This window comes from Pseudoflavonifractor sp. An44, assembly GCF_002161675.1.
In the GTDB taxonomy this organism is placed as follows: domain Bacteria; phylum Bacillota; class Clostridia; order Oscillospirales; family Oscillospiraceae; genus Enterenecus; species Enterenecus faecium.
The window spans coordinates 52659-78294 of sequence record NZ_NFIH01000013.1; the positions used below are offsets into that span (position 1 = coordinate 52659).

Genomic DNA, 25636 nt, shown 5'->3' on the forward strand with positions numbered 1-25636 from the left:
AAAGAGTGTGGAAGTTTTTCTTGTTTTATCGCTCTTCCCGGAAGTAGTTGAGGCCCAGGGCCGCAGGCTGTCCGCTGTTCTTGCTCTTTTTCACCGAGGTGGCAATGAGCACCAGAGCGGTGATGAGAAAGGGCAAGGCCTGGTACAGCTGAGAGGGCACCCCGGCCAGCCAGCCCAGGGGGCCGGGGAAGGCCATGGCCAGAGAGGGGCCGGACACCCGCAGGGTGTTGAAGAAGCCGAACACCACGGTGCCCACCATGGCGAAGGCGGGGCTCCAGTTGGCGAAGATGACCAGGGCCACGGCGATCCAGCCATAGCCGTTGATCCAGCAGCTGGAGGAGAGAGAGCCGTTCATGTTCAGGCCCATGTAGTAGCCGCCAATGCCCATGATGCCGGAGCCCAGCATAATGTGCAGGTACTTATAGCGGCGCACGTTGATGCCCACGGAGTCGGCAGCGGCGGGGTTTTCACCCACGGCCCGCAGCCTCAGCCCGGTGCGGGTGTACTTCAAATACCACCACATCACCAGGGCGATGACCACACCCAGGTACACCAGGACGTTGTGGTCAAAGAGCACCTCGCCCAGCACCGGGATGTTGGACAGCCCCGGAATGGGCAGGTCGGCAAAGCCGTTTTGGATGTTGGAGTAGTTGTTCATGGCGGGCCAACTCACCGCCTTCACGCCGTTGCCCACGAAGAAGAACACGCCCAGGCCGAAGGTGGTGATGGTCAGACCGGTGATGTTCTGGTTGGCCTGGAAGGTGACGGTGAGCACGGCGAAGATGAGGCCGCACAGGGCGGCGGTGAGGAAGGCCACCAGCACGCCCACCACCATGGAGTTGGCATAGCAGCCCAGGATATAGCCGAAGATGGCGCCCACGGCCATGGTGCCCTCCACGCCCAGGTTCAGGCTGCCCGACTTCTCAATGGTGATCTCTCCCACGGTGCCGTAGAGCAGGGGGATGTTATACACAATGATGTTGTGGAGGAATGTGGTGACAATGTTCAGCTTATCATCCATGGCGCTCCACCTCCTTTTTGGCGATGACCACACGGAAGCGTGTGAAGAAGTCCGCCGCCAGCACCAGGAACAAAATGACGCCCTGGAGCATGTCGGCAAAGCTGGAATCCACCGAGGCAAAGGTGGCGGCAGCGGCGGTGGAGCCGTATTGCAGCACGCCGATGAGGGCGGACACCAGGAAGATGCCCACGGTGCTCAGTTTGGCCAGCCAGGCCACAATGATACCGGTCCAGCCCACATCGTCGGTGATGGAGGCGGACAGGATGCCGGCGGTGCCCACCTTGAAGGCGGCGGCCAGGCCGATGAGGCAGGCGGAGAGGAACACGGTGCGCAGCACGATGGTGCTCACCTTCATGCCTGCATACCGGGCAGTGCCCATGGAGTCGCCCACCACGGCGATCTCATAGCCCTGCTTGGTGCGCTTGAGGTAGACGTACACCAGCACGCCGAGAGCCAGCGTAATGAGCACGCAGATGTTCAGCCCGAACTTGCCCAGCATAATCCGGGGGAAGGACACCATGGAGGTGAAGCTGGCGAAGGTGGGCCGGGCGGACTCTGCGCTCAAAAAGAAGTTCCAATCCGCCTTGGTCTCCCCCAGGAAGGTGAGGAAGTACAGGGCGATGTAGTTGAGCATCAGGGTGAGCAGGGTCTCGTTGGTGCCGAACTTCACCTTGAGGGCGGCCACAAACAGGCCCAGCAGTCCGGCGGCCAGCATGGCGGCCAGACACATCATCAGCAGCACCACCGGAGTGGGCAGCACGGGCCCGGCGGTAAAGGCCACCGCAGCGGCGGCAATGGCGCCCACAATGAACTGGCCCTCGCCGCCGATGTTCCAAAAGCGCATCTTAAAGGCCAGAGACAGGCCTAAGGCGGTGAGAATCAGAGGCACCAGGATTTTCAGGTAGTTTTCCGCCGCCTTATAGGCGATCTTGTTGCCCACCATGCCCATGGTGAACATTTTGAAATAGTATTCCAGGGGGTTGACGCCCATGGCCAGCAGCACCAGGCCGCCCAGCACCAGGGCCAACGCCACCGCTCCCACAATGAGGAGGATTTTTTTGAGCAGCGGGCAGTCCTCCCGCTTGACGATGTGCACACGCATGGCTTACTTCTCCTCCCCTTCCTCTTGGAATAAGCTGTCGGCGGCATAGCCGGCAGGCTTGTCCTCGTACTTGTGGGTCAGGTCCAGGCTGCCCGTCATCATCAGGCCCAGCTCCTCCTTGGTGGTCTTGTGGGCGTGGACCACGCCCATGACCTTGCCGTGACACAGCACCAGGATTTTGTCGCACAGGGCCATCATCACGTCCAAATCCTCGCCCACGAAGAGGATGCCCACGCCGCTCTTCTTCTGCTCATTGAGGATGTTGTAGATGGCATAGGAGGAGTGGATGTCCAGGCCACGCACCGGGTAGGCGGTGACGATGACGTTGGGGCCCGCCTTGATCTCTCGGCCCAGCAGCACCTTCTGCACGTTGCCGCCGGAGAGCCGACGCACCGGGGTCTCGGTGGAGGGAGTCACCACACCCAGCTCCTCAATCACCCGCTGGGCGTCCTCCCTACCCGCCTTCCGGTCCACAAAGGGGCCTTTGGCATCGTTGTAGTTCTTCAAGATCATGTTGTCCGTGATGGACATGGAGGGGGCCAGGCCCATGCCCAGACGGTCCTCGGGAATAAAGGACATGGAGATGCCCTTGGCCAGAATCTCCTTGGGGCTCAGGCCCACGATGTTCTCGCCCTTGTGAATCATCTTGCCCGCCTGGATGGGGCGCAGGCCGGCAATGGCCTCACACAGCTCCTTCTGGCCGCATCCGGCGATGCCCGCCACGCCCAGCATCTCGCCGCCTCGGATGTAGAAGCTGACGTTGTCGATGGCCACGTTGCCCTCGTCGCTGCGGATGGTCAGGTCGCGAATCTCCAGCAGCGGCTTGAGCTTCTCCATCTTGGGCCGCTCAATGTTCAAATCGATCTTGTGGCCCACCATCCACTCGGTGAGCTCCTGCTCGTTGGTCTCCTTGGTGTCCACGGTGGTGATATACTCGCCCTTGCGGAGGATGGCCACCCGGTCGGAGATGTCCATCACCTCGTTTAATTTGTGGGTGATGATGATGATGGAGTGGCCCTCGTCCCGCATGCGGCGGAGCACCCCGAAGAGCTTTTCGATCTCCTGGACGGTGAGCACGGCGGTGGGCTCGTCCAGAATGATGACCTTGGCCCCGTAGTAGAGCACCTTGATGATCTCCAGGGTCTGCTTTTCGGACACCGCCATGTTGCACACCTGCTTGCGGGGGTCCAGGTCGAAGCCGAACCTTTTGGCCATCTCCTCGATTTTACGGTAGCGGTCTTTTTTCAGCACAAAGCCCGCCTCCTGGGCCCCCATCCAGATGTTATCGGCGGCGGAGAATACATCCACCAGCTTGAAGTGCTGGTGAACCATGCCGATGCCCAGCCGCTTGGCGTCCTGGGGGGAGGAAATGGTCACCGGCTGGCCGTCCACCAGAATGGTGCCGCTGTCGGGGGTGTAGATGCCGGACAGCATGTTCATCAGGGTGGTCTTGCCGGAACCGTTCTCTCCCAACAGGGAGAGAATCTCTCCTTTTCGGAGATTCAGGTTGACGTTGTGGTTGGCCACCACCGGACCGAAGGTCTTGGTGATGCCACGAAGTTCCACGGCATAGGGTTCAGCCATGAAATCTGCCTCCTTCTCTTTTGAATGAAGAACGAAGAATGAATCATGAAGAATGCAGGCCCTCAAGTCTCTGCCCCTTATGAAATCCGTGCCGCCATGCGGCACACCATAATTATTCGTTATTCATTCTTCATTTTTCATTTCCTGGTTTTGCCCCGGGAAATAACCATCCGGGCCGGCCGTTTTTCCCGGCCGGCCCGGATGAGTTCAGGGCTGGATTCAATTTGAGGGTTGGGCCTTAGCCCACCTGCACGCCCTCCACAAAGTAGTTCATGGTACCGGTGATCACAGCGTCCTCCACGCTCTTGCCGCCGGCGGGCACGATCTCCTTGCCGTCGTTGGTCTTCAGAGCGGAGTCGGTCTGGGTGATGGTGACGGAGCCGTCGTCATTCTTGGTGTAGGACAGCTTCACGCCGGAGAACACGTCCCACTCGCCCGTGGCCAGCAGCTCGATGATGGCGTCCAGGTAAGCCTGGGTGTCGGGGGCGCAGTTGTCGCTGAGCTCGGACACGCCCACCAGGCCCTTGACCAGGCCCTCATAGTAGGCGGGGCCGCCCATGGCGGTGACGAAGTTCTCCGCGCCGCCGCAGGTCATGGCGGTGTCGATGGCCTGCTTGTAGTACACGTCCCAGTTCCACACAGCGGCGGTGAGGTGGGCCTTGGGGGCGTCCACGGTCATGTCAGAGTTGTAGCCGCAGCCGAACACGCCGGCCTTCTCAGCGGCGATCTGGGGCTGAGCGGAGTCACAGTGCTGGGCGATGACACCGCAGTCATAGCTGTTGATGAGCTCCTCGGCAAAGGCGTACTCGTTCTGCTCGTCGTTCCACTTGCCCAGCTCCTTGACGTACACGGTGGCGTCGGGGTTCACGGACTGCACGCCCAGGGCGAAGCCGTTGATGCCGGAGCAGGTCTCAGCGTACTGGGTGCCGAAGGCGGAGACATAGCCCACATGATTGTTGCCGGTCTCCAGGCTCTTCAAACCAGCGGCCACACCGGTGAGGTAGCGGGCCTGATAGATGCGGCCGAAGTAGTTGTTGAAGTTGGTCTCGTTGGACAGGTAGCCGGTGGCGTGGGAGAAGATCACCTCGGGGTACTCCTCGGCCTTGGCGTTCATGGCGTTGAGGTAGTTGAAGGAGATACCAAAGATGATATCACAGCTCTCACCCACCAGGGTGTCCACAGCGGCGGCCACCTTGTCGTCCTCCTCGGGCACCTCGTCCACGATGACCAGCTGGCTGTCAGGGTCCAGGCCCAGCTGGTCCATGGCGGTGGTAATGCCCTTGTGGTGGGCGTAGGTGTAACCGGCGGTGTCGGTCTTCTTGTTGATATAGATGGCGCCGACCTTAAAGTCGCTGTCGGCAGTGCCGGAGTTGGAGCTCTTGGGGTCGCTGTTTCCGCCGCAGGCGGCCAGGCTCAGCGCCATAACGCCAGCCATCACCAGGGCAAGGATACGCTTTTTCATACGTTTCGTTCCTCCTTCAAATATCCCTTATCTGATTCCTACTATTATTTCAAAAAAAGGTGGTTCCTTTTCTGAAATCCACATTGGCCTCGCAGAGTTTTCCCGCCCCAGGCGGGAAAAGCCATTGAAAATCATTTTCTCCCGGGACATGTGCACGGGAGAAAATACTTCTCACCCTGCCAGTGTGAATTCGGCCGCGGTGTGTGCGGCCGAACTTTGCGCGCAGCAGGGTGCAATCATCGGTTTCAAAAGGCTCTGCCTTTTGAAGCCCATCAACAAAACTCGATGCCTTTGGAGCTCATGGCCTTGATGCGGGCCAGAGACTCCACCCGCACCCCCATGGAGCGGATGAGATCGCCCCCGGGCTGGAAGGCCTTCTCCACCGCAATGCCAGCTCCCACCAGAGTGGCGCCGGAATCCCGCACCAGCTTGATCAGGCCCTGGAGGGCGGCGCCGTTGGCCAAAAAGTCGTCGATGAGGAGCACCCGGTCTCCGGGGCCCAAAAACTTCTTGGACACGATGATGTCATACACCCGGCCATGGGTGAAGGACTCCACCTGGGCGGAGTACACCTCCCCGGCGATGTTCTTGGTTTTATTCTTCTTGGCAAAGAGCACGGGAACGCCAAACTGCTGGGCCACCACACAGGCAATGCCAATGCCGGAGGCCTCGATGGTGAGGATTTTCGTCACGTGGTCGTCGGCAAACAGCCGTGCCCACTCCTTGCCCATCTCCGCAAAGAGTCCCACGTCCATCTGGTGGTTGAGGAAGCTGTCCACCTTTAATACGTCTTCGCCCTCCATGACCCCGTCTTCCAGAATGCGCTGTTCCAACCGTTTCACCGCTCTTCGCTCCTCTCTCTTCTCTTGTCCATTTCCCGGGATTTCACCCCGGAACAAACATAAGATACCTGATATTTTAACAAAAAAACTTCCGCTGTTCCATTCTATTTTTTGCACATATCTTGCTTGTTGTCAAGTGTTATTTCTGGTACAATATTTACACTTTAGAAGGGTAATCAACAAATTGTAGAAAAGGTCCCAAATTCGCCCAATGATACGAGAGAGAAAGGGGTACGAAGCCGATGAAAGTGAAACAATTCCTGACCGAATATGCCCTGCTCACCCTGGGCACTGCCCTGGTGGCCATGGGCACCTACTTCTTCAAGTTTCCCAATCACTTTTCCACCGGAGGTGTGACGGGCATCGCCGTCATTCTCTCCTCCATCTTCCCCTCCATCAGCTCCTCCCTGTTCGCCTCGGTCATCAACGTGGCCTTCCTCCTGCTGGGCTTCGGGGTGCTCAACCGGGGCTTCGGCGTGCGCACCGTGTACTGCTCCCTTCTCTTCTCCGGCATGCTGGCTGGGCTGGAGTGGCTGGTGCCTCTGTCCGGCCCCCTCACCGATGAGAAGCTGCTGGAGCTGTTCTTCGGCGTCATCCTCCCCGCCCTGGGCTCTGCCATCCTCTTCAACACCCAGGGCTCCACCGGCGGCACCGATATCCTGGCCATGATACTGAAAAAATTTACCAGCTTGGACATCGGCATGGCCCTGCTCTATGTGGACGTACTGATCGCCGGGTCCACCCTCATTTTGATTGACATTGAGACGGGCCTCTTCTCCCTGCTGGGCCTGGTGTTGAAGTCTGTCCTGGTGGACTCGGTGATTGAGTCTCTCAACCGGAAGAAGAGCTTCATTCTGGTGACCTCCTGCCCGGAAGAGGTGTGCGACTTCATCACCCACACCCTCCACCGCTCCGCCACCTTCTGGAAGGGCGAGGGCGCCTACTCCCATCAGGACAAGTGGGTGGTGCTCACCGCCCTGTCCCGGGCCCAGGCGGTGGCTCTGCGCCGCCATCTGAAGGCCATCGACCCCCACGCCTTCATGCTCATCACCAACTCCAGCGAAATCTTCGGCAAGGGCTTCCTCCGCGCCTGACCTTCACAAGTGCCATTTCCCATCCCAGACTCCGACAGAATTTTTCCACAGCTTCGTGCTACAATGTGGAAAAATACAGGGAAACCTGCGTTTCCCCAGGAGGCAGATGAGGAATGGCACTTTTTTTAAAGGACAAACGGCAGGTGCTCAACCTGCCCGTGGATAGCATCCACCCCAACCCCAACCAGCCCCGGAGTATCTTCTCCCAGGCGGAGCTGCAAGAGCTGTCCGACTCCATCGTGCAGCTGGGCATCTTACAGCCCCTGTCGGTACGAAAGGTGGGGGGCGAGTGGGAGCTCATCTCGGGGGAGCGGCGGCTGCGGGCGGCCCAGATGGCGGGGATGACCATGGTGCCCTGCCTGGTGGTGCAGACGGATGAGGAGACCTCCTCCCTGCTGGCCCTGGTGGAGAACATCCAGCGGCGCAACCTGGACGTGTGGGAAGAGGCCATCGCCCTGCGCCGCCTCATCACCCTCCACCACATGTCTCAGGACGAGGTGGCCCGGCGGGTGGGCAAGAGCCAGTCGGCGGTGGCCAACAAGCTGCGGCTTCTCAAGCTGCCCCCCGACGTCATCGACATTCTCCGCCAGGCCCAGCTCACCGAGCGTCACGCCCGGGCGCTGCTGCGGCTGGACAACGGAGACGACCAGCGCAAGGCCGCCCAGTACATCGTCCGCAACAACCTCACGGTGGCCCAGTCCGAGGCGTACATCTCCAAGCTGTGCCAGGACACCAAAACCAAGCAGCCCCCCTCCCCTATTTTGCGCATTAAGGATGTGCGGTTATTCTTCAACACCCTGCGCCGCTCGGTGAATCTTATGGAGGCGGCGGGGCTGCACACCCAGTGCACCAAGGAGGAAGTGGAGGATGGGGTGAAGGTGACCATTCACATTCAGAAACCTGCGGAATAAGAGGACACGCCGTCCCGGCTCGGGGCGGCGTGTTTCTTTTATTCCTTTAATATATATTATATAGGCTGACTTGACTGAGGGCTTGTCCTTCTCCGATTTCTCAGGCGCAGCTTTGATCCCCTGGCGAGGGGAGACGCGCTCCGCTGGGCCCGATTTCTCAGCGATGAGAAATCGGGGAAAGAATCGCTTAGGGCGTTCCCCCCTAAGGACCTCCCTGGGGTACTGGTTGGAACGTGCGCCTTTCTCTCTTCGGCCCTGGACGGTTCAGGTCACATAGATGGCATAGACATTCTGTGGGTGGTGCCTGCTTCTCTGTAGGATGGTACTTCTACCGCCAGGGCCTTACTCTGGAGAAGCGGCGTTCCCGCCGCCGGGAGCCAGCCCCCCGATAGCTGGGAACAGCGGCTCACCAGGGTAAGGCCCTGGCAATCGAAGAATGCACCATCAGAGAAGTCGATGCAACCCGTAGAACGGCAAGCCATCTATGTGACCCCACCCGGACCAGGGCCGAAACAAGACGGACGCAGGTGCATCCAGTACCGCGGGGTGGATTCCACAAGGCGGGGGAAGGCCCCGCCTTTGGTGGGTCTTTGGTGACTTTCTGCCCAGTCAGAAAGTTACCCTGCGGAGCAAACCTGGCTGGCAAGCCTGTATTTGGAAAAATAGAAGAACGGACTCCCTCAGTCACCCGACTGAGATAGTCCAATTTGTTTCACGTGAAACACCTATTTTTCTTACACTGTGGTGGTTGAAAAAATCCTCACAAAACGGTATAATCAAACTCAGTTCTGTTTATCCTTTGAATGAAAAAAGGCGGGTTGTGTTATGTCAAAAACCATTGCCATTGTTAATCAAAAAGGCGGTGTTGGAAAGACCACCACCTGTGTCAATCTGGCCGCGGCTCTGGGTCAACAGGGCCACAAGGTGCTGGTGTGCGACTTCGACCCCCAGGGCAACGCCACCTCCGGGTTCGGTGTGGACAAGTCCCACTCCCCCAGCGTGTACGACGTGCTGCTGGGCAACGCCCCCATGTCCAAGGCCATTGTGTCCACCACCTGGGCGGACGTGGTGCCCTCCAACAAGGCCCTGTCCGGCGCCACCGTGGAGCTCATCGGCATGGACCGTCGGGAGTACCGGCTCAAGGACGCCCTGGAGGAAGTGAAGGACAACTACGACTATATCTTCATCGACTGCCCCCCTTCCCTGGAGCTGCTCACCCTGGACTCCCTGTGCGCCGCCGACACCCTGCTGGTGCCCGTCCAGTGCGAGTACTACGCCCTGGAAGGTCTCAGCGATCTGATGTACACCGTGCGTCTGGCCAAGCGGTCCCTGAACCCCAACCTGGATTTGGAGGGCGTGGTGCTCACCATGTACGACGGGCGCACCAACCTGTCCATGCAGGTGGCGGAGGAGGTCAAGCGGTACTTCCCCGGCAAGGTGTACGCCAGTGTCATCCCCCGCAATGTGCGCCTCTCCGAGGCCCCCAGCCACGGCAAGCCGGTGCTGGCCTACGACAAGTGGTCCCGAGGCGCCGAAGCCTATGAGGCCCTGGCGGAGGAGTTTCACAACAAGAACAAAGCCTGATGTTTCACGTGAAACATCCCACTGAACTAGAAAGGAAGGGATAGCCACATGGCAAAAGTCAAAGGCGGCTTAGGCCGGGGCCTGGGCGCCCTCATGGGGGACGCCGCCCTCCAGACCCAAGAGGCGGGCTCGGTACAGCTGCCCATCTCCCAGGTGGAGCCGGGGCTGAACCAGCCCCGGAAGCGGTTTGACGAGGAGTCCCTGGCCGACCTGGCGGACTCCATCCGGGAGCATGGCATCATCCAGCCCCTCACCGTCCGCCGTCTCTCCACCGGATACTATCAGATCATCGCCGGGGAACGCCGGTGGCGGGCCGCCAAGCAGGCGGGCCTCACCGAGGTGCCGGTGGTCATCATCGAGGCCGACGACCGCAAGGTGATGGAGCTGGGCCTCATTGAGAACCTCCAGCGGGAGGACCTGAACCCCATGGAAGAAGCGGAGGGGTATCTGGTGCTGCTCACCGACTACGGCCTGACCCAGGAGGAGGTGGCCCGGCGGATGGGCAAGTCCCGCCCCGCCATTGCCAACGCCCTGCGTCTCACCTCCCTCCCCCCTGCTGTCCGGGAACAGCTGGCCCAGGGCATCCTGTCCGCCGGACATGGCCGGGCAGTGCTCATGGTGGAGGGCGAGCAGGCCCAGACCGCCTTTGGCGCCTGGATTGCCGAACAGGGGCTGTCGGTGCGTCAGGCGGAGGCCGCCGCCAAGCACTTCACCCTGGAGCCCAAGGTGAAGAAGGAGAAGCCCACCAACGAAAACCAGATGTATATCGACCAGGCCCAGCAGCAGCTGGCCAGCCATCTGGGCCGCAAGGTGAAGATCACCAGCGGCAAGAAGAAGGGCCGCCTGGAGCTGGAGTTCTACAATGTGGACGATCTGAATAACCTGCTGGAGCAGCTGGGCCAGCTGCCGCAGGCAATGAAGAACGAAGAATGAAAAATGAAGAATGCAAGCCCTGAGGGTGCTCTGTCAGCCAGTTTTCTGGTATTACTCTGAGAAATTCGGGAGGGGCAAGCCCCTCCCCTACCGCCCCAAAATGTAATCCGTGCCGCACAGCGGCACACCATAATTATTCATGATTCACGATTCATTTTTCATTTATATTCTCCCAGAAACACGAATAAAGGAGCCAGTATTATGTTAGACATCAAGTTTATCCGGGAAAACCCCGAGGTTGTCAAAGAGAACATCAAGAAGAAGTTCCAGGACGCCAAGCTGCCCCTGGTGGACCAGGTCATCGAGCTGGACCGCCAGAACCGGGACGCCATGACCGAGGCCAACAACCTGCGCGCCTCCCGCAACTCCCTGTCCAAGCAGATCGGCATGCTCATGGGCCAGGCCAAGAAGGACCCCTCCAAGCTGGAGGAGGCCGAGGCCGTCAAGGCTCAGGTGAAGGCCAACGCCGACCGCCTGGCCGAGCTGGAGGAGCTGGAGGGCAAGCTGGCGGTGGAGATTCGCTCCATCCTGCTGAAGATCCCCAACATCATCGACCCCTCCGTGCCCATCGGCGAGAGCGACGAGTTCAACGTGGAAGTGGAGCGGTTCGGCGAGCCCGTCACCCCCGACTTCGAGGTGCCCTACCACACCGCCATCATGGAGTCCTTTGACGGCATTGACCTGGACTCCGCTGGCCGTGTGTCCGGCAACGGCTTCTATTACCTCATGGGCGACATTGCCCGCCTGCACTCCGCTGTGCTGGCCTACGCCCGGGACTTCATGATTAACAAGGGCTTCACCTACTGCGTGCCTCCCTTCATGATCCACGGCAACGTGGTGGAGGGCGTCATGAGCCAGACCGAGATGGACGCCATGATGTACAAGATTGAGGGCGAGGACCTGTACCTCATCGGCACCAGCGAGCACTCCATGATCGGCAAGTTCATCGACCAGATCATCCCCGAGGCCTCCCTGCCCTACACCCTCACCTCCTACTCCCCCTGCTTCCGCAAGGAGAAGGGCGCCCACGGCATTGAGGAGCGCGGCGTGTACCGCATCCACCAGTTCGAGAAGCAGGAGATGGTGGTGGTGTGCAAGCCTGAGGACTCCATGGAGTGGTACGAGAAGATGTGGCGCTACTCCGTGGAGCTGTTCCGCTCCCTGGACATCCCCGTCCGTCAGCTGGAGTGCTGCTCCGGCGACCTGGCCGACCTGAAGGTGAAGTCCTGCGACATTGAGGCCTGGTCCCCCCGTCAGCAGAAGTACTTCGAGGTGTGCTCCTGCTCCAACCTGGGCGACGCTCAGGCCCGCCGCCTGAAGATGCGGGTCAAGGGCGAGAACGGCATGTACCTGCCCCACACCCTGAACAACACCGTGGTGGCTCCTCCCCGTATGCTCATCGCCTTCCTGGAGAACAACCTCCAGGCCGACGGCTCCGTCACCATCCCCGAGCCTCTGCGCCCCTACATGGGCGGCACCACTGTGCTCACCCCCAAGCACTGAGATATTATACGAGGTAACTACAGATGAAAGCCTTTATTCGGGAATTCAAGACCTTCTTGAACCGGGGCAACGTGCTGGACCTGGCGGTGGGCGTCATCATCGGCGGCGCCTTCAAGTCCATCACCGACTCCCTCACCAACGACATCCTCATGCCCCTGCTGGGGCTGCTGGTCAATCAGGTGTCCTTCTCCGATCTGACCTTAACCCTGGGCTCCGCCACCATCGCCTACGGCAGCTTTATTGAGGCGGTGCTCAACTTCATCATCATGGCCTTCGCCGTGTTCTGCATCGTCAAGGCCTTCAACCGCCTCCACCGGAAAAAGGAGGAGGCCGCCCCCGCTCCCAAGCCCTCCAAGGAGGAGCTGCTGCTCACCGAGATCCGCGATCTGCTGAAGGAGGGCAAGTAATGGAGGAGCAAGAACCCAGCTACACCCCCGCCTCCTTTGAAAAGCGGGTGGCGGCCTGGATTGGCATTGGGTACATGCTCATGCTCATCGCCCTGATCACCTACACCATCGCCACCGCCCGCACCCTCCCCGGCACCGCCCCCCTGCTGGTGGTGCCCGTGGGAATTGGCGTGCCCTTCATCGCCGTCCACCGCCAGCGCCAGGGTACCGCCCCCGGCGGCCTGGTGGGTACCATTCTCATCTGCCTGGTGTGCCTGGTGGCGGTGGTGCTGGGGCTTTGGCTGGGCGTGCCCGCCCTCATCGCCAACGTCACCACACCCCTGTAAAGGAGCACGCGCCCATGGAATCTCTCATTTCCACCGGCCTTGCCCAGCTGGACCTCCCCGCCTACCCGGCGAATGCGGCGGCCAAGCTGGCAAAGTATGGTAATTTATTAATGGAACAAAACCAGGTGATGAACCTCACCGCCATCACCCAGCCCTTTGACGTGGCCACCCTGCACATGCTGGACTGTGCGCCCCTTTTAAACTGCGGGCGGCTGGAGCACGCCAAGCTCATTGACGTGGGCACCGGGGCGGGCTTCCCCGGCATGGTGCTGAAAACCCTCTGCCCCACCCTGTCCCTCACTCTGCTGGACGGGCTGCAAAAGCGGCTGTCCTGGCTGGAGACGGTGGCGGAGGAGCTGGAGCTGGAGGGGGTCACCACCCTCCACGCCCGGGCCGAGGAGGCGGGGCAAGACGGTTCACTCCGGGAGCAGTTTGACTTTGCCACCGCCCGGGCGGTGGCGGACCTGGGGCTCCTGTGCGAGATGTGCCTGCCCTTTGTGAAGGTGGGGGGCCGTTTCCTGGCCATGAAGGGCCCGGAGTGCCAGGAGGAGCTGGACCGGGCGGCCCGTGCCATCCCCACCCTGGGCGGCGTGCTCAAAGGCTGCTACGACTACCGGGTTCCCCACACGGACATCACCCACCGGGTGGTGGTGGTGGAGAAGGTGGCCCCCTGCCCCGCCAAGTATCCCCGGCGGTGGGCGAAGATGCAGAAAGCGCCCTTATAAATGAAGAACGAAAAATGAAGAATGAAGAATGCAGGACCTGGGGTGCGGCGCACCCCAGGAAGCTGCACTTTCATTCAATTTGTTTACAAAAAACTTGCGGTATGAGACAATTCATGATATGATTTTCTTGTTGTGGAGGAGGCTAAGGCATGGGAACATCGGTAATGGTCACATCTGGAAAGGGCGGAACGGGTAAAACCGCCCTCACCGCCGGCGTCGCCTCCTGTCTGGCCGCCTTAGGCCGTCGGGTGCTGTGCATTGACGTGGACGTGGGTCTGCGCAATCTGGACATTGCCCTGGGCATGTCCGACCGGGCCGTGATGGACTTCTCCGACGTGATGGAGCATCGCTGTCCCCTGCTCACCGCAGCGGCAGAGCACCCCCAAATTCGAGGTCTCTTTCTCCTCACCGCCCCCCTGTCCCTCATCAACCTGGATTTGAAGGGATTTCGGGACGTGATCGACGAGGCACGGGACTACTACGACTTCATCTTTCTGGACTCTCCGGCAGGACTGGGGGACGGGTTTCAGCTGGCCATGTACGCCGCGGACCGTGCCATTGTGGTCTCTGCCACCGAGCCCGCCGCCCTGCGGGATGCCCAGCGGGCGGTGACCAAGCTCATGGGCCAGATTGAGGATATCCACCTGGTGGTCAACCGGGTAGAGCCCCGCATGATCGGCAAGCTGCGCACCACCATTGACGTCGCCATGGACACCGCCGGACTGCCCCTGCTGGGCATGGTGCCGGAGGACCCCCAAGTTACCCTGGCGGCGGCACAGAGTGTCCCTCTGGTGTTGAAGACCTACAAGGGCGCTGCACCAGCTTATCTCAATATTGCCAAACGCCTGCTTGGCCAGCGGGTGCCCCTGCTGCACATCCGCTGAGCCCCCACAAGAAAGGAAGGATTCCCATGAACATTGCTCTGATGAGTCACGACAACAAAAAGGAGCTGATGGTGCAGTTCTGCATCGCCTACTGCGGCATCCTCTCCAAACATACCGTGTGCGCCACCAGCCGCACCGGCCGCCTGGTGGCTGAGGCCACCGGACTGCCCGTCCAGCTGTTTATGGCCCATGCTCACGGCGGCGCCCAACAGATCGGCGCCCGCATCGCCTACAACGAAATTGACATGGTGCTGTTTTTCAATGACCCCAATGCGGAGGATCTGGACCAGGACCTGCACTATATCACCCGCCTGTGCGACCAGAACAATGTGCCCATTGCCACCAACGCCGCCACCGCCGAGATGCTCATCCACGGCCTGGCTCGGGGCGATCTGAACTGGCGTGAGCTGATCAAACCCTCTACCCCGCTCAAAGTGTAAACTCATGTTCGGAGGTGTTGCCTCGGCAACACCTCTTTCCTTTGCGAAACGTCTCCTTTTCCCGTGGTAGGGGAGGGGCTTGCCCCTCCCGTCCCTGGTTGCGCCTGATTGCGGGAGGGGCAAGCCCCTCCCCTACGGCATGCTATGGGACCCCAGGCAGGACACGTTCCCCCCTATTCTAGCTGTAAGGAGTCCGATTCACATGGCAAAACAAAAACCCCGCACCCTCTCTGGGTTTATGGAACTGCTCCCCCAGCGTCAGGTGCAGTTTGACCGCATGGTGGAGCTGCTGCGCCGCTCCTATTCCCTCTACGGCTTCACCCCCCTGGACACCCCCGTCATCGAGGCCAGCGAGGTGCTGCTGGCCAAGGCCGGCGGCGAGACCGAGAAGCAGATTTACCGCTTTTTGAAGGGCGACACCGACCTGTCCCTGCGCTTTGACCTCACGGTCCCCCTGGCCAAGTACGTGGCCCTCCACTATGGGGACCTGGCCTTCCCCTTCCGCCGCTTCCAGATCGGCAAGGTGTACCGGGGCGAGCGCGCCCAGCGGGGCCGCTTCCGTGAATTCTATCAGGCGGACATCGACATCATTGGCGACGGCAAGCTGGACATCGTCAACGAGGCGGAGATCCCCTCCATCATCTATCAGACCTTCACCTCTCTGGGTCTCAAGCGGTTCCAGATTCGGGTGAACAACCGGAAGATTCTCAACGGCTTTTATGCCATGCTGGGCCTCACCGAGAAGTCCGGGGACATCATGCGCACCGTGGACAAGCTGGAGAAGATCGGCCCCGAGAAGGTGGCCGCCCTCCTCACCGGCGAGGACATCGGCATCACGAGTGAGCAGGCCGACGAGATTCTCAAGTTCATCGCCATCCAGGGCGACAACGACCAGGTGCTCACCGCTCTGGAGGGCTACCGTGGCCGCCACGAGCTGTTCGACCAGGGCCTGGACGAGCTCACCACCGTAGTGAAGTACCTCTCCGCCTTCGGGGTGCCTCAGACCCACTTTGCCGTGGATTTGACCATTGCCCGTGGCCTGGACTACTACACCGGCACCGTGTACGAGACCACCATGCTGGACCACCCGGAGATCGGCTCCATCTGCTCCGGCGGCCGCTACGACAACCTGGCCGAGTACTACACCGACAAGCAGCTGCCCGGCGTGGGCATCTCCATTGGCCTGACCCGCCTGTTCTTTGTCCTGGAGGACCAGGGCTACCTCAACGAGGAGATGGTCACCGCTCCCGCCGACGTGCTCATCCTGCCCATGACCGAGGACCTGGCCCCCGCCATCTCCTTTGCCACCCAGCTGCGCCAAGCTGGCGTGCGGGCCCAGCTGTACACCGAGCAGAAGAAGTTCAAGCAGAAGATGACCTACGCCGACAAGATCGGCGTGCCCTATGTGGCCTTCCTGGGGGATGACGAGATCTCCAAGAATGCCGTGTCCGTCAAGGACATGACCACCGGACAGCAGGAGACCCTGCCCGTGGACCAGGCGGTGGACACCATTGCCAACGACCTGGCAGAACGGGTGGCTGGCATTGACCCCATCCAGGAACCCGAGCACTAATTGTAATATTTTATATCTATTATACATTTTGGAGTTGATTTCACATGGTTCAATCCCGTACCCACACCTGTGAGGAACTGCGCATGGAGCAGGTCGGCCAGACCGTCACCCTGGCTGGCTTCCTAGAAAACGTCCGTGAGGTGGGCCAGAATCTGGCCTTTGTGGTGCTGCGTGACTTCTACGGCACCACCCAGGTGGTCATCGAGACCGCCGAGATGATGGCCATCGTCAAGGACCTGAACAAGGAGTCCACCCTCCAGGTCACCGGCGTTGTCCGGGAGCGCGACAGCAAGAACCCCAAGCTGCCCACCGGCGACATTGAGGTGGTGCCCTCTGCCATCACCGTGCTGGGCCGCTGCCGCCACAACGAGCTGCCCTTCCCGATTAGCCGCAGCCGGGAGGCGGACGAGACCCAGCGTCTGAAGTACCGCTATCTGGACCTGCGCAACCCTGAGGTGAAGAACAACATCATCCTGCGCTGCAACGTGGTGTCCGCCCTGCGCCAGGCCATGACCGCTGAGGGCTTTATGGAGATCACCACCCCCATTTTGACCGCCTCCTCCCCCGAGGGTGCCCGGGACTACCTGGTGCCCAGCCGCAAGCACCCCGGCAAGTTCTACGCGCTGCCCCAGGCGCCCCAGCAGTTCAAGCAGCTGCTCATGGCCTCCGGCTTTGACCGCTACTTCCAGATTGCCCCCTGCTTCCGGGACGAGGATGCCCGTGGCGACCGCTCCCCCGGCGAGTTCTATCAGCTGGATATGGAGATGGCCTTTGCGGGCCAAGAGGACGTGTTCGCCGTTCTGGAGCGTGTGCTGCCCCCCATCTTCGCCAAGTACGGCACCTACCACGTGGCCTCTCAGGCCCCCTTCACCCGCATCCCCTTCCTGGAGGCCATGGACAAGTACGGCTCCGACAAGCCCGACCTGCGCATTGACCTGACCCTCACCGACGCCACCGAAGTCCTGGCTGGCTGCGGCTTCGGTCCCTTCGAGGGCAACACCGTCAAGGCCATTGTGGTCACCGACTTTGTGGGCACCCGCAAGCAGATCGACGGCCTGTGCAACCAGGTGGAAGTGCAGTCCGGCGAGAAGGCCTATTGGTTCCGCTACGACGAGAAGGGCGAGATCGTGGGCGGCATCGCCAAGTTTGTCCAGCCCATCAAGGACGCTGTGGTGGAGGCTCTGGGCCTCACCCCCGGCTGCTTTGTGGGCCTCACTGCTGGCAAGCTGCTCACCGCCCAGAAGACCGCCGGCGTGCTCCGCTCCAAGCTGGGCAACTTCTGCCCCAACCACATGGACCGTGAGCGCTACGAGTTCTGCTGGATTGTAGACTTCCCCATGTACGAGATCGGCGAGGAGTCCGGGCTGCTGGAGTTCTGCCACAACCCCTTCTCCATGCCCAACGGCGGCCTGGAGATCCTGAAGAAGGCCGCTGCCGGCCAGGTGGACCCCCTGACCATCACCGCCTACCAGTACGACCTGGTGTGCAACGGCGTGGAGCTGTCCTCCGGCGCCGTGCGGAACCACGACCCCGAGATTATGCTGGAGGCCTTCCAGCTGGTGCGTCTGGGCGAAGACGACGTGAAGAGCAAGTTCCCCGCCATGTACAACGCCTTCACCTATGGCGCTCCCCCCCACGCAGGCATTGCCCCCGGTGTGGACCGCATGGTGATGCTGCTGGCCGGTGAGGACTCCATCCGTGAGATCATCCCCTTCCCCATGAACAAGAACGCCCAGGACCTGATGATGGGCGCCCCCTCCTTCGTGGACCCCAAGCAGCTGGACGAGCTGCGCATTGTCTGCGTGGAGCAGGAAGAAGAATAAAAACCTTTGGCTGGAGAAAAGCAGGTGCTTTTCTCCGGCCAATTTGTTTTTACGAATCAAGAGAAATTGATCGTCTAACCGCCCAGGTTCCGGCTTGCCAGCCTGGTGGGGACGCTTCCCGCTGGGGGTTTCTTTTGAGCGGGCAAAAGAAACCAAAACCCGCTTAGGGCGTTCCCCCCTAAGGACCTCCCTGGGGTACCAGGCTGGAACTGCGTCAATCCTATGGCCGGCCCTGGCCCTGGTGGGGTCACATAGATGGCCTGGCAAGTCTATGGAACGCATTTCCTTCTCTGTGAGACGGTGCCCCTGTTTCCAGGGCCTCACCCCGGTGTGCGGCGTTCCCGCCGCCGGAGGCCAGGCTCCCGTAAGCTGGAAACAACGGCTCACCAGGGTAAGGCCCTGGCGGTAGAAGGACGCAGGAACAGAGAAGTAAATCCAAACCATAGAACGGCGAGCTATCTATGTGACCCCACCAGGCTATGGGCCGAAACAAGGAGAACGCAGGGACACCCCGTACCGCGGGGTGGATTCCACAAGGCGGGGGAAGGCCCCGCCTTTGGCGATTCTTTCCCCGATTTCTCATCGGGGAGAAATCGGGCCCAGCGGAGCGTCCCTGCCAGGGGTGCTGGTTTGCGCCTGAGAAATGGTCAAAAAGCAAAGCCTTTCTTTTTACCATCAAAAAAGCCCGGAGCACACGCTCCGGGCCTTACTTTCATTACTCAATAAAGGATTTCGCTCCCAGGTCCAGCTGTTTCTGGACAATCTGGGCCATCTCCTCCCCACCATAGTCGTTGGGAAGATACTGGAATAAGCGATCTCCTGAACGCAGCCACACACCATCCTCCTCCAGCCAAATGCTGGAGTGATAGTAGATGATACCATCCTCAGGCACAGAAATATGCATCACTGCGTCCGGGTCTGCCGTGGGCAGGTCCGACTCCGTCACATGCTGGGCGCCGATGAGTCCGAAGATTACCGTCCGAGTTTCGTCGTGGTCCAGAATTTCAGACTGTGTAAAATCCACCGCATCGCCACCCTTGGGCACCCCGATGACCACCTGGTAGTCCGGCGGCTCATCTGGACGGGTGAGGAAATACACATTGCCCGCCGCCAGCGCCACCGCCACCACAGCCAGAATGGCAATGATCACCTGATATGCTCTCTTGTTCCCCTTCATATCCTCGCCTCCTCGTCCTTTGATATGGTCTTGTATCACCATTCTACCCTGGAAGCTTGGAGAAAAAAAGTCTGGCCCGGTGTCTCCGTTTATGATATGATGAGAAAAGAGAGTTCTAACAGACAACAGGCCCGGAGCATACGCTCCGGGCCGCTGTTATCAAACATGCAAACATGTTTCATAGAAAATACTCCAATTTGTACTCCACATTTTTTCATTTTCTTCTTTTCACAGGGGACTATGTGTGATAAAATGAAATGTGATATTCCAGTTACTTGATCCAATCAAGGGGGTGTTTTTCTTGTTGCTTGTAGATCACGAATTGAAAGAACGGATCAAAAATGATGGCTTGCTGCAAGACATACAGGAAAACAACATATTCAACATTGGGTATGACTTGATTTGTGATGGTTTTAGTCGTCAACCTAATGACCAATCCGATTTCTATAAACTTTTACCTGGAGAATCTGTGTTCGTGCGTTCCAAAGAGACCTTGCAGCTTCCCACTGACCTCTGCGCCCATGTCAGTCTGCGAAACAGCCGGATTCGTCAGGGCCTGTCTCTGGAAGCTCCCGTATACCAACCCGGCCACAAAACCCGTGTGTTTTTTCGCATCACAAATATCTCCACTTCAGAAATCACGCTGTATTCCGGGGAAGGGATTGCCAGTATCTTTTTTGAGTTGCTCCATGCCCAACCGGACAAGCCCTATAACGGTACCTATCAAGGGGAATTCGACTATACAGGAATGGGACAGTACGCCCCACAATATGCCTCCCAGATGAAGCAGGTAGAAGATCGGCTGGCAGATTTAAAAAATATGGAGAAGTCCGTATACGGCAATGTGGTCACTCTGATGACCATTTTTATCGGTATTTTCAGCCTGGTCAATCTCAATCTCACCGCCGCCCACTCTGCAACATGGTCCATGGCGGAATTGCTGATGTATAACCTGTGTATCATCGCCGGTATCTTTACCTTAGCCGGGCTCATTCGCGTCCTGGTCCCCCCTCTCCACCACAAATCCTTGCCTTGGTGGTATTGGTTGGCCCCAGTGGCGTGCTTTGGTGTCTCACTTCTCCTGGCCGTATTACCCCAGTTGATCGATGTATTACCACAGATTATAAAGTAATATGTTTTGGATGGTCTTTTCGGCGACCAACCACCCAAACAAGAATAGGGCCCGGAGCACATGCTCCGGGCCTTGTTTTGCTTATTTGAATGCTGCCAGCACACGAAGCCCCGCCGTCAGTCCCCGCAGGGCCAGCTCCAGCCCCATGCTGGGCTTGTCCGGCTTGTCCAGCACCTGCTGGGGCAGATACGGAATGTGGACAAAGCCGCTCCTGGCTGTGGGCCTGTGCTGGGCCAGGTAGTGGGCCACCCCGTACATCACATGGTTGCACACATAGGTCCCGGCGCTGTTGGACACCGCGGCCGGCACACCCGCTCCCCGCATGGCCTCCACCATCTCCTGGATGGGAAGGGTGGACAGATAGGCGTCCGGTCCCCCCTCCACAATGGGCACATTCCGGGGCTGCTGCCCCTCGTTGTCCGGGATGGAGAAGTCGTCCACATTCACCGCCAAGCGCTCTACGGTGACGGCGCAGCGGCCCCCTGCCTGACCCACGCACACCACTGCGTCAGGCCCAATTTTCTCGATAGCCCGTAACGCCGCCTGTAAGCCTCCTGAGGCCGTCACAGACAAGATGGCTGTATGGATATGGGCAGCGCCGATTTGAGCGTCCAGGGCCCTTACAAGCTCCATGGAGGGGTTGGTGGACTCGCCCCCGAAGGGTTCAAAGCCTGTGACCAGGATATGCATGGTTTACTCCCCCTGTCTGATTTGTATAATAGAAAAAGGAGCCCGACGCATCAGGCTCCTTCCAGGTGTTGTCCGAAGACGACCACCGCAATTCGTACTTATAATATACCACAGAATTGCACCATATGCAAGAACATTAGGTGCACGAAAAAAATGCTCTCAGTTGCACCATATTTTTTCTCTGGTGTGTACCCAAAATTTGATTGCAGATATCCCCCGACAGCTGCTCTCTCAGTTTGTCGGTGGCATGAATATAGGCATCCACAAACTGCTCACAGGATTCTACAGACTCCCCCATTTTTCTCAGCACATAGGCCACCAGGATCACATATGCACCAATGTACTTGAAATCCAGTCCCGTCAGTCCAACTTCTGCTTCCAGAAGTGCAATCAGACGGCGGTTGATTTTCCCGGTCTGAAATCGAGTGTCAAAGATGGTATTGTTATGGGCCACGGCGTTGCGCAAGTCTTTGATGCAATAGATGATGAACTCCGTGAGTTTCCCATCTGCATCCAAATTGGTGGGCAATTGCAGGAGTGTCGAAGTATACCGCTTGACGTTCTGATTGGCGCAGGAAAAGAAGGTTCCAAACTCTCCCAGGGTCAACGATTCAAAAATGGCCCAGATGGGAATGGGCTTGTCCCCATTGAAAAAATGGTTGACGGTCTGCTTTTGATTGGAGTAATCCCGCAGCAGGGCGCTGTTGATTTTCCCCTTCAATGTCATGCGCTTGGCATACTGCTTCTGATACGATTCACTCCCCGGTGTATAAGAACGATAGTGGGTTATGGAGCGATTAAATATATCATCCAGATACTCGGACCCGCTGTCCATCAGCACCGCTTCAATGACGTAGCTTTTCAGCGCATTCTCAATAAACATGACTTTGGGATAAAGGAGCGCCTTGAGGTTCATATCAAAGGCATTCAGGGCAATGACTTCATCCAGAGAAGAAAACACGATGCGCTGGCTGGGCTGCCGCACAAATCGATACCCTTTAAAGCCATGGTAATACCCCAAATTTCGCAGCGCCTGCACTTGTTCCGGTCTGACGGCAATGCCGTGGTGTTTGGTTCAATATGCCATCAGCTCCTGCATATTCAACATCTGTATGTTCCCCTCTCTTATCTCATTTCTTTCAGCCGCTTCCACTCCCCCACCGCCAGCTCGTCACAGCGGTTGTTGTAGGGGTTGGAGGCATGGCCCTTCACCCAGTGGAGATTGACGGTGTGCTGGTCGCACAAATCCAGCAATATCTCCCACAAATCGGAGTTGAGGGCGGGCTTCTTGTCCGCCTTCACCCAGCCCCGGGCCTTCCAGCCACGGGCCCACCCCTTTTGCAAAGCGTCGATGACGTACTTGGAGTCGGAGTATAGCTCCACGATACAGGGCTCGGTGAGAGCCTGAAGCCCCCGAATGACCCCCGTGAGTTCCATGCGGTTGTTGGTGGTGCTGCGCTCCCCGCCGCTGAGCTCCTTTTTGTGGGGCCCATATAGGAGGATGCACCCCCAGCCGCCGGGCCCGGGATTTCCCGAGCAAGCGCCATCCGTATATAAAGTGACCGTTTTCATATAAAACTCCCTTATTTAGAAGAAAGCGCGCACAGTTTGTGCGCTCTTTGAAATTGACAAAGAAGTCTAAAGACTTCTTTGTCGAAAGGATTGCATGCCGGATGTGGTTCGATTTCTTACGAAAAAGTCACCCCATCCGTCATGAGAAGTGTCATTTCCGATGCGCATGTCCCCGGAAATGACATGATTTCATTTTATTCCGTCACCTGCGGGTGACGGAACTCTGCGAGGCTTTTTATCTAAAAATTTCCGTCTTTTGTGAGAAAGCGCGCACAGTTTGTGCGCGCTTTCTCTTTGTCGCAATTTGGTTATTCCTGACCTTCCACAACTTCCACAGAGTTTTCCACATCTGTTGAAGTGTCGGTGTCGGCGGCCTCTTCGGGGGCCTTGTCGGCCAGGGCCAGGGCGATGACCTGGTCCCCCTCCTCCTTGAAGCGCATGACAATGACGCCCTGAGTGGAGCGGCCCGCCAGACGGATGCCGTCCACGTCGGTGCGGATGAGGGTGCCGGACTGGGTGACCACGATGATGTCCTCGCTGCCGTCCACCACCTTGATGCCCACCACGGGGCCGGTCTTATCCGTTACCATGTAGTTGCGGATGCCCAGACCGCCACGGTTGGTGATGCGGTACTCCTCCACGGCGGTGCGCTTGCCGTAGCCGTTCTGGGTGATGGAGAGAACCGCCTTGCCGGGGGTGGCCCGGGCAGCGCCCACCACGTAGTCCCCTTCCTTCAGGCGGATGCCCCGCACGCCCACAGCGGTGCGGCCCATGACACGGACATCGGTCTCGGCAAAGCAGATGGCCTGTCCGTCGTGGGTGGCAATGAGGATGTTTCTCGTTCCGTCGGTCTCCCGCACGGTGATGAGCTCGTCCCCTTCCTCCAGGGTGATGACTCTAAGGCCATTGTTGCGCAGGTTGCGCAGGGCGTCCATGGCAATGCGCTTGACGGTGCCGTTGCGGGTCATCATCACCAGGTAGCGGTCCTGGGCGGTGAGGTCCCGGGTGTGGATCATCTCGGTGACCCGCTCGTCCCCGTCCACCTGGAGGACGTTGACGATGTTGGTGCCCCGGGCGGTGCGGCCCGCCTCGGCGATTTGATAGCCCTTCTTGCGGAACACCCGGCCCTTGTCGGTGAAGAAGAGAATCCAGTCATGGGTGGAGGCGGTGAACACGGTGTTCACGTAGTCCTCCTCCCGGGTGGCCATGCCCTTCTTACCCATGCCGCCCTTGCCCTGGGCAGCGTACTCGCTGGCGGAGGTGCGCTTGATGTAGCCGTTGGCGGTCATGGTGAACACGCACTGCTCCTCCACAATCAGGTCCTCAATGTCCAAATCGTCCTCGGCAAAGCCGATCTCGGTGCGGCGCTCGTCGCCGTACTTGTCCCGGATCTGGATGAGCTCCTCTTTCAGCACGCCCCGCAGCATGGTCTCGTCAGAGAGCAGCTGGTTGTAGTAGGCAATGCGGGCCTGGAGCTCGTCGAACTCGGCCTGCAGCTTCTCCCGGTCCAGTCCCTGCAACGCCTTCAGGCGCATGTCCAGAATGGCCTGGGCCTGGACATCGTCCAGCCCGAAGCGCTCCATCAGCTTCTCCTTGGCGTCGTCGTAGCTGGAGCGGATGATGCGGATGACCTCGTCAATGTTGTCCTGGGCGATGAGCAGGCCACGCAGCAGGTGGGCCCGCTCCTGGGCCTTTTTCAGGTCGTACTGGGTGCGCCGGGTGAGCACTTCTTCCTGGAAGGCGATGTACTCGTCCAGAATCTGGCGCAGGGTGAGAATCTTGGGCTGCTTCTGGTTGTTCACCAGAGCCAGCAGAATGACGCCGAAGGTGGTCTGCATCTGGGTCTGGGCAAACAGCCGGTTCAGGGTGACCTGGGGGTTGGCGTCCTTTTTCAGCTCAATGACAATGCGCATGCCCTTCTTGCCGTCGGACTCATCCCGCAGCCCGGAGATGCCCTCCAGACGCTTGTCCTTCACCTGGTCGGCGATGTTCTCCACCAGACGGGACTTGTTCACCTGGTAGGGCAGCTCGGTGACAATGATGCGGGTGCGGCCGTTGCCGAACTCCTCCATCTCGGTGCGGGCCCGCACCTTGATGTGGCCCTTACCGGTGGCGTAGGCGGCCCGGATGCCCGCCCGGCCCATGATGACACCCCGGGTGGGGAAGTCGGGGCCCTTGATGTGCTCCATCAGGTCGTCCAGGGTGGCGTTCTCGTTGTCCAGCACACAGATGGTGGCGTCAATGACCTCCCGCAGGTTGTGGGGCGGGATGTTGGTGGTCATGCCCACGGCGATGCCGGAGGAGCCGTTGACCAGCAGGTTGGGGAACCGGGAGGGGAGCACCCGGGGCTCTTTCAGGGACTCGTCAAAGTTGGGGTCCCAGTCCACGGTGTCCTTGTCGATGTCCCGGAGCATCTCGTTGCACATCTTGGACATGCGGGCCTCGGTGTAACGGTAGGCGGCCGGGGGGTCGCCGTCCACGGAGCCGAAGTTGCCGTGGCCGTCCACCAGGGGGTAGCGCATGGAGAAGTCCTGGGCCAGACGCACCATGGCGTCGTACACGGAGGCGTCGCCGTGGGGGTGGTATTTACCCAGCACGTCACCCACGCAGGTGGCGGACTTCTTAAAGGGCTTGTCGCTGGTCAGGCCGCTCTCGTACATGGAGTAGAGGATGCGGCGGTGCACCGGCTTCAGGCCGTCCCGCACGTCGGGCAGGGCACGGCCCACGATGACGGACATGGCGTACTCGATGTACGCGTTCTCCATCTCGTGCTCCAAATTGATCTCTACAATTTTCTGGTCGGGAAAGGTAATGTCCCGACTCTGGTAATCTTCTTTGTTTGCCATGGATG

General features: G+C 59.4%; 23 protein-coding genes. 13 read left to right on the forward strand and 10 right to left on the reverse strand.

The features are described 5' to 3' along the window. Positions 1-25: 25 nt before the first annotated feature. The 5 genes from B5F98_RS07535 to B5F98_RS07555 all read right to left on the reverse strand — a co-directional run bounded on the left by B5F98_RS07535 (position 26) and on the right by B5F98_RS07555 (position 6011). Positions 26-1021 carry an ABC transporter permease gene (locus tag B5F98_RS07535; RefSeq protein ID WP_087232348.1) on the reverse strand — a complete coding sequence of 332 codons (996 nt, stop codon included), beginning with the start codon at positions 1019-1021 and terminating at the stop codon, positions 26-28. Continuing rightward, positions 1014-2123, reverse strand: coding sequence for an ABC transporter permease (locus B5F98_RS07540; protein WP_087371050.1), 1110 nt, complete (start codon positions 2121-2123; stop codon positions 1014-1016). Before B5F98_RS07540 ends, B5F98_RS07535 begins: the two co-directional genes overlap by 8 nt. Positions 2124-2126: 3 nt before the next feature. After that, complete coding sequence (locus B5F98_RS07545; RefSeq protein ID WP_087371052.1) at positions 2127-3707, reverse strand: ABC transporter ATP-binding protein; 1581 nt, start codon at positions 3705-3707, stop codon at positions 2127-2129. Positions 3708-3945: 238 nt separating this feature from the next. Then, positions 3946-5169, reverse strand: a complete 1224-nt coding sequence (locus B5F98_RS07550) for a BMP family ABC transporter substrate-binding protein (protein ID WP_087371055.1) — start codon at positions 5167-5169, stop codon at positions 3946-3948. Positions 5170-5441: 272 nt separating this feature from the next. After that, a complete protein-coding gene (locus tag B5F98_RS07555; RefSeq protein ID WP_087371058.1) occupies positions 5442-6011 on the reverse strand; it encodes a xanthine phosphoribosyltransferase in 570 nt (189 codons plus the stop codon). 242 nt (positions 6012-6253) lie between these two features. Here B5F98_RS07555 and B5F98_RS07560 point away from each other — a divergent pair, with 242 nt between their 5' ends. From B5F98_RS07560 to aspS, 12 genes are all read left to right on the forward strand, one after another. Next, on the forward strand, positions 6254-7105 hold the full coding sequence (locus B5F98_RS07560; protein ID WP_087371061.1) for a YitT family protein: 852 nt from the start codon (positions 6254-6256) through the stop codon (positions 7103-7105). 113 nt (positions 7106-7218) lie between these two features. Next, the gene (locus B5F98_RS07565) at positions 7219-8016 is read left to right on the forward strand and encodes a ParB/RepB/Spo0J family partition protein (RefSeq protein WP_087371064.1); all 798 of its coding nucleotides are present in this window, start codon (positions 7219-7221) and stop codon (positions 8014-8016) included. 825 nt (positions 8017-8841) lie between these two features. Continuing rightward, positions 8842-9600: an AAA family ATPase gene (locus B5F98_RS07570; RefSeq protein ID WP_087232328.1), complete on the forward strand. Its 759-nt coding sequence runs from the start codon at positions 8842-8844 to the stop codon at positions 9598-9600. Positions 9601-9648: 48 nt separating this feature from the next. Continuing rightward, positions 9649-10533, forward strand: a complete 885-nt coding sequence (locus B5F98_RS07575; RefSeq protein ID WP_087232325.1) for a ParB/RepB/Spo0J family partition protein — start codon at positions 9649-9651, stop codon at positions 10531-10533. Between the two features lie 201 nt (positions 10534-10734). Then, positions 10735-12036, forward strand: coding sequence for a serine--tRNA ligase (serS, locus tag B5F98_RS07580; RefSeq protein ID WP_087371067.1), 1302 nt, complete (start codon positions 10735-10737; stop codon positions 12034-12036). Between the two features lie 23 nt (positions 12037-12059). Next, complete coding sequence (gene mscL / locus B5F98_RS07585; protein WP_087371070.1) at positions 12060-12443, forward strand: large-conductance mechanosensitive channel protein MscL; 384 nt, start codon at positions 12060-12062, stop codon at positions 12441-12443. After that, the gene (locus B5F98_RS07590) at positions 12443-12769 is read left to right on the forward strand and encodes a hypothetical protein (protein WP_087371073.1); all 327 of its coding nucleotides are present in this window, start codon (positions 12443-12445) and stop codon (positions 12767-12769) included. Before mscL ends, B5F98_RS07590 begins: the two co-directional genes overlap by 1 nt. A gap of 14 nt (positions 12770-12783) precedes the next feature. After that, positions 12784-13494, forward strand: coding sequence for a 16S rRNA (guanine(527)-N(7))-methyltransferase RsmG (gene rsmG, locus B5F98_RS07595; RefSeq protein ID WP_087371076.1), 711 nt, complete (start codon positions 12784-12786; stop codon positions 13492-13494). 149 nt (positions 13495-13643) lie between these two features. Then, positions 13644-14378: an AAA family ATPase gene (locus tag B5F98_RS07600; protein ID WP_087232310.1), complete on the forward strand. Its 735-nt coding sequence runs from the start codon at positions 13644-13646 to the stop codon at positions 14376-14378. 26 nt (positions 14379-14404) lie between these two features. Beyond that, positions 14405-14818 carry a methylglyoxal synthase gene (locus tag B5F98_RS07605; protein ID WP_087232307.1) on the forward strand — a complete coding sequence of 138 codons (414 nt, stop codon included), beginning with the start codon at positions 14405-14407 and terminating at the stop codon, positions 14816-14818. Positions 14819-15020: 202 nt separating this feature from the next. Next, positions 15021-16391: a histidine--tRNA ligase gene (gene hisS / locus B5F98_RS07610; protein WP_087232305.1), complete on the forward strand. Its 1371-nt coding sequence runs from the start codon at positions 15021-15023 to the stop codon at positions 16389-16391. Between the two features lie 44 nt (positions 16392-16435). Then, positions 16436-18214, forward strand: a complete 1779-nt coding sequence (aspS, locus tag B5F98_RS07615; protein WP_087371079.1) for an aspartate--tRNA ligase — start codon at positions 16436-16438, stop codon at positions 18212-18214. A 715-nt stretch (positions 18215-18929) separates the two neighbouring features. Here the strand turns inward: aspS and B5F98_RS07620 are convergent. Then, entirely contained in the window at positions 18930-19391 is a 462-nt protein-coding gene (locus B5F98_RS07620; RefSeq protein ID WP_087371082.1) for a hypothetical protein, read from the reverse strand. 301 nt (positions 19392-19692) lie between these two features. Between B5F98_RS07620 and B5F98_RS07625 the strand changes: the two genes are divergently transcribed. Further along, positions 19693-20523, forward strand: coding sequence for a hypothetical protein (locus B5F98_RS07625; RefSeq protein WP_143482761.1), 831 nt, complete (start codon positions 19693-19695; stop codon positions 20521-20523). A gap of 81 nt (positions 20524-20604) precedes the next feature. On the opposite strand, the gene pcp is transcribed toward B5F98_RS07625, so the two are convergent. The 4 genes from pcp to gyrA form a co-directional block, all read right to left on the reverse strand. Continuing rightward, positions 20605-21213, reverse strand: a complete 609-nt coding sequence (gene pcp, locus B5F98_RS07630; protein WP_087371090.1) for a pyroglutamyl-peptidase I — start codon at positions 21211-21213, stop codon at positions 20605-20607. Positions 21214-21349: 136 nt separating this feature from the next. Next, positions 21350-22234 carry an Abi family protein gene (locus B5F98_RS07635; RefSeq protein WP_206418101.1) on the reverse strand — a complete coding sequence of 295 codons (885 nt, stop codon included), beginning with the start codon at positions 22232-22234 and terminating at the stop codon, positions 21350-21352. 104 nt (positions 22235-22338) lie between these two features. After that, positions 22339-22785, reverse strand: coding sequence for a ribonuclease HI (rnhA, locus tag B5F98_RS07640; protein ID WP_087371094.1), 447 nt, complete (start codon positions 22783-22785; stop codon positions 22339-22341). A 308-nt stretch (positions 22786-23093) separates the two neighbouring features. Then, complete coding sequence (gene gyrA / locus B5F98_RS07645) at positions 23094-25631, reverse strand: DNA gyrase subunit A (protein WP_087371097.1); 2538 nt, start codon at positions 25629-25631, stop codon at positions 23094-23096. Positions 25632-25636: the final 5 nt, after the last annotated feature.

Coding starts and splice junctions, on each gene's coding strand:
- B5F98_RS07535 (WP_087232348.1), bottom strand. CDS start 1,021: ATGGATGATAAGCTGAACATTGTCACCACATTCCTCCACAACATCATT.
- B5F98_RS07540 (WP_087371050.1), bottom strand. CDS start 2,123: ATGCGTGTGCACATCGTCAAGCGGGAGGACTGCCCGCTGCTCAAAAAA.
- B5F98_RS07545 (WP_087371052.1), bottom strand. CDS start 3,707: ATGGCTGAACCCTATGCCGTGGAACTTCGTGGCATCACCAAGACCTTC.
- B5F98_RS07550 (WP_087371055.1), bottom strand. CDS start 5,169: ATGAAAAAGCGTATCCTTGCCCTGGTGATGGCTGGCGTTATGGCGCTG.
- B5F98_RS07560 (WP_087371061.1), top strand. CDS start 6,254: ATGAAAGTGAAACAATTCCTGACCGAATATGCCCTGCTCACCCTGGGC.
- B5F98_RS07565 (WP_087371064.1), top strand. CDS start 7,219: ATGGCACTTTTTTTAAAGGACAAACGGCAGGTGCTCAACCTGCCCGTG.
- B5F98_RS07570 (WP_087232328.1), top strand. CDS start 8,842: ATGTCAAAAACCATTGCCATTGTTAATCAAAAAGGCGGTGTTGGAAAG.
- B5F98_RS07575 (WP_087232325.1), top strand. CDS start 9,649: ATGGCAAAAGTCAAAGGCGGCTTAGGCCGGGGCCTGGGCGCCCTCATG.
- serS (WP_087371067.1), top strand. CDS start 10,735: ATGTTAGACATCAAGTTTATCCGGGAAAACCCCGAGGTTGTCAAAGAG.
- mscL (WP_087371070.1), top strand. CDS start 12,060: ATGAAAGCCTTTATTCGGGAATTCAAGACCTTCTTGAACCGGGGCAAC.
- B5F98_RS07590 (WP_087371073.1), top strand. CDS start 12,443: ATGGAGGAGCAAGAACCCAGCTACACCCCCGCCTCCTTTGAAAAGCGG.
- rsmG (WP_087371076.1), top strand. CDS start 12,784: ATGGAATCTCTCATTTCCACCGGCCTTGCCCAGCTGGACCTCCCCGCC.
- B5F98_RS07600 (WP_087232310.1), top strand. CDS start 13,644: ATGGGAACATCGGTAATGGTCACATCTGGAAAGGGCGGAACGGGTAAA.
- B5F98_RS07605 (WP_087232307.1), top strand. CDS start 14,405: ATGAACATTGCTCTGATGAGTCACGACAACAAAAAGGAGCTGATGGTG.
- hisS (WP_087232305.1), top strand. CDS start 15,021: ATGGCAAAACAAAAACCCCGCACCCTCTCTGGGTTTATGGAACTGCTC.
- aspS (WP_087371079.1), top strand. CDS start 16,436: ATGGTTCAATCCCGTACCCACACCTGTGAGGAACTGCGCATGGAGCAG.
- B5F98_RS07620 (WP_087371082.1), bottom strand. CDS start 19,391: ATGAAGGGGAACAAGAGAGCATATCAGGTGATCATTGCCATTCTGGCT.
- pcp (WP_087371090.1), bottom strand. CDS start 21,213: ATGCATATCCTGGTCACAGGCTTTGAACCCTTCGGGGGCGAGTCCACC.
- rnhA (WP_087371094.1), bottom strand. CDS start 22,785: ATGAAAACGGTCACTTTATATACGGATGGCGCTTGCTCGGGAAATCCC.
- gyrA (WP_087371097.1), bottom strand. CDS start 25,631: ATGGCAAACAAAGAAGATTACCAGAGTCGGGACATTACCTTTCCCGAC.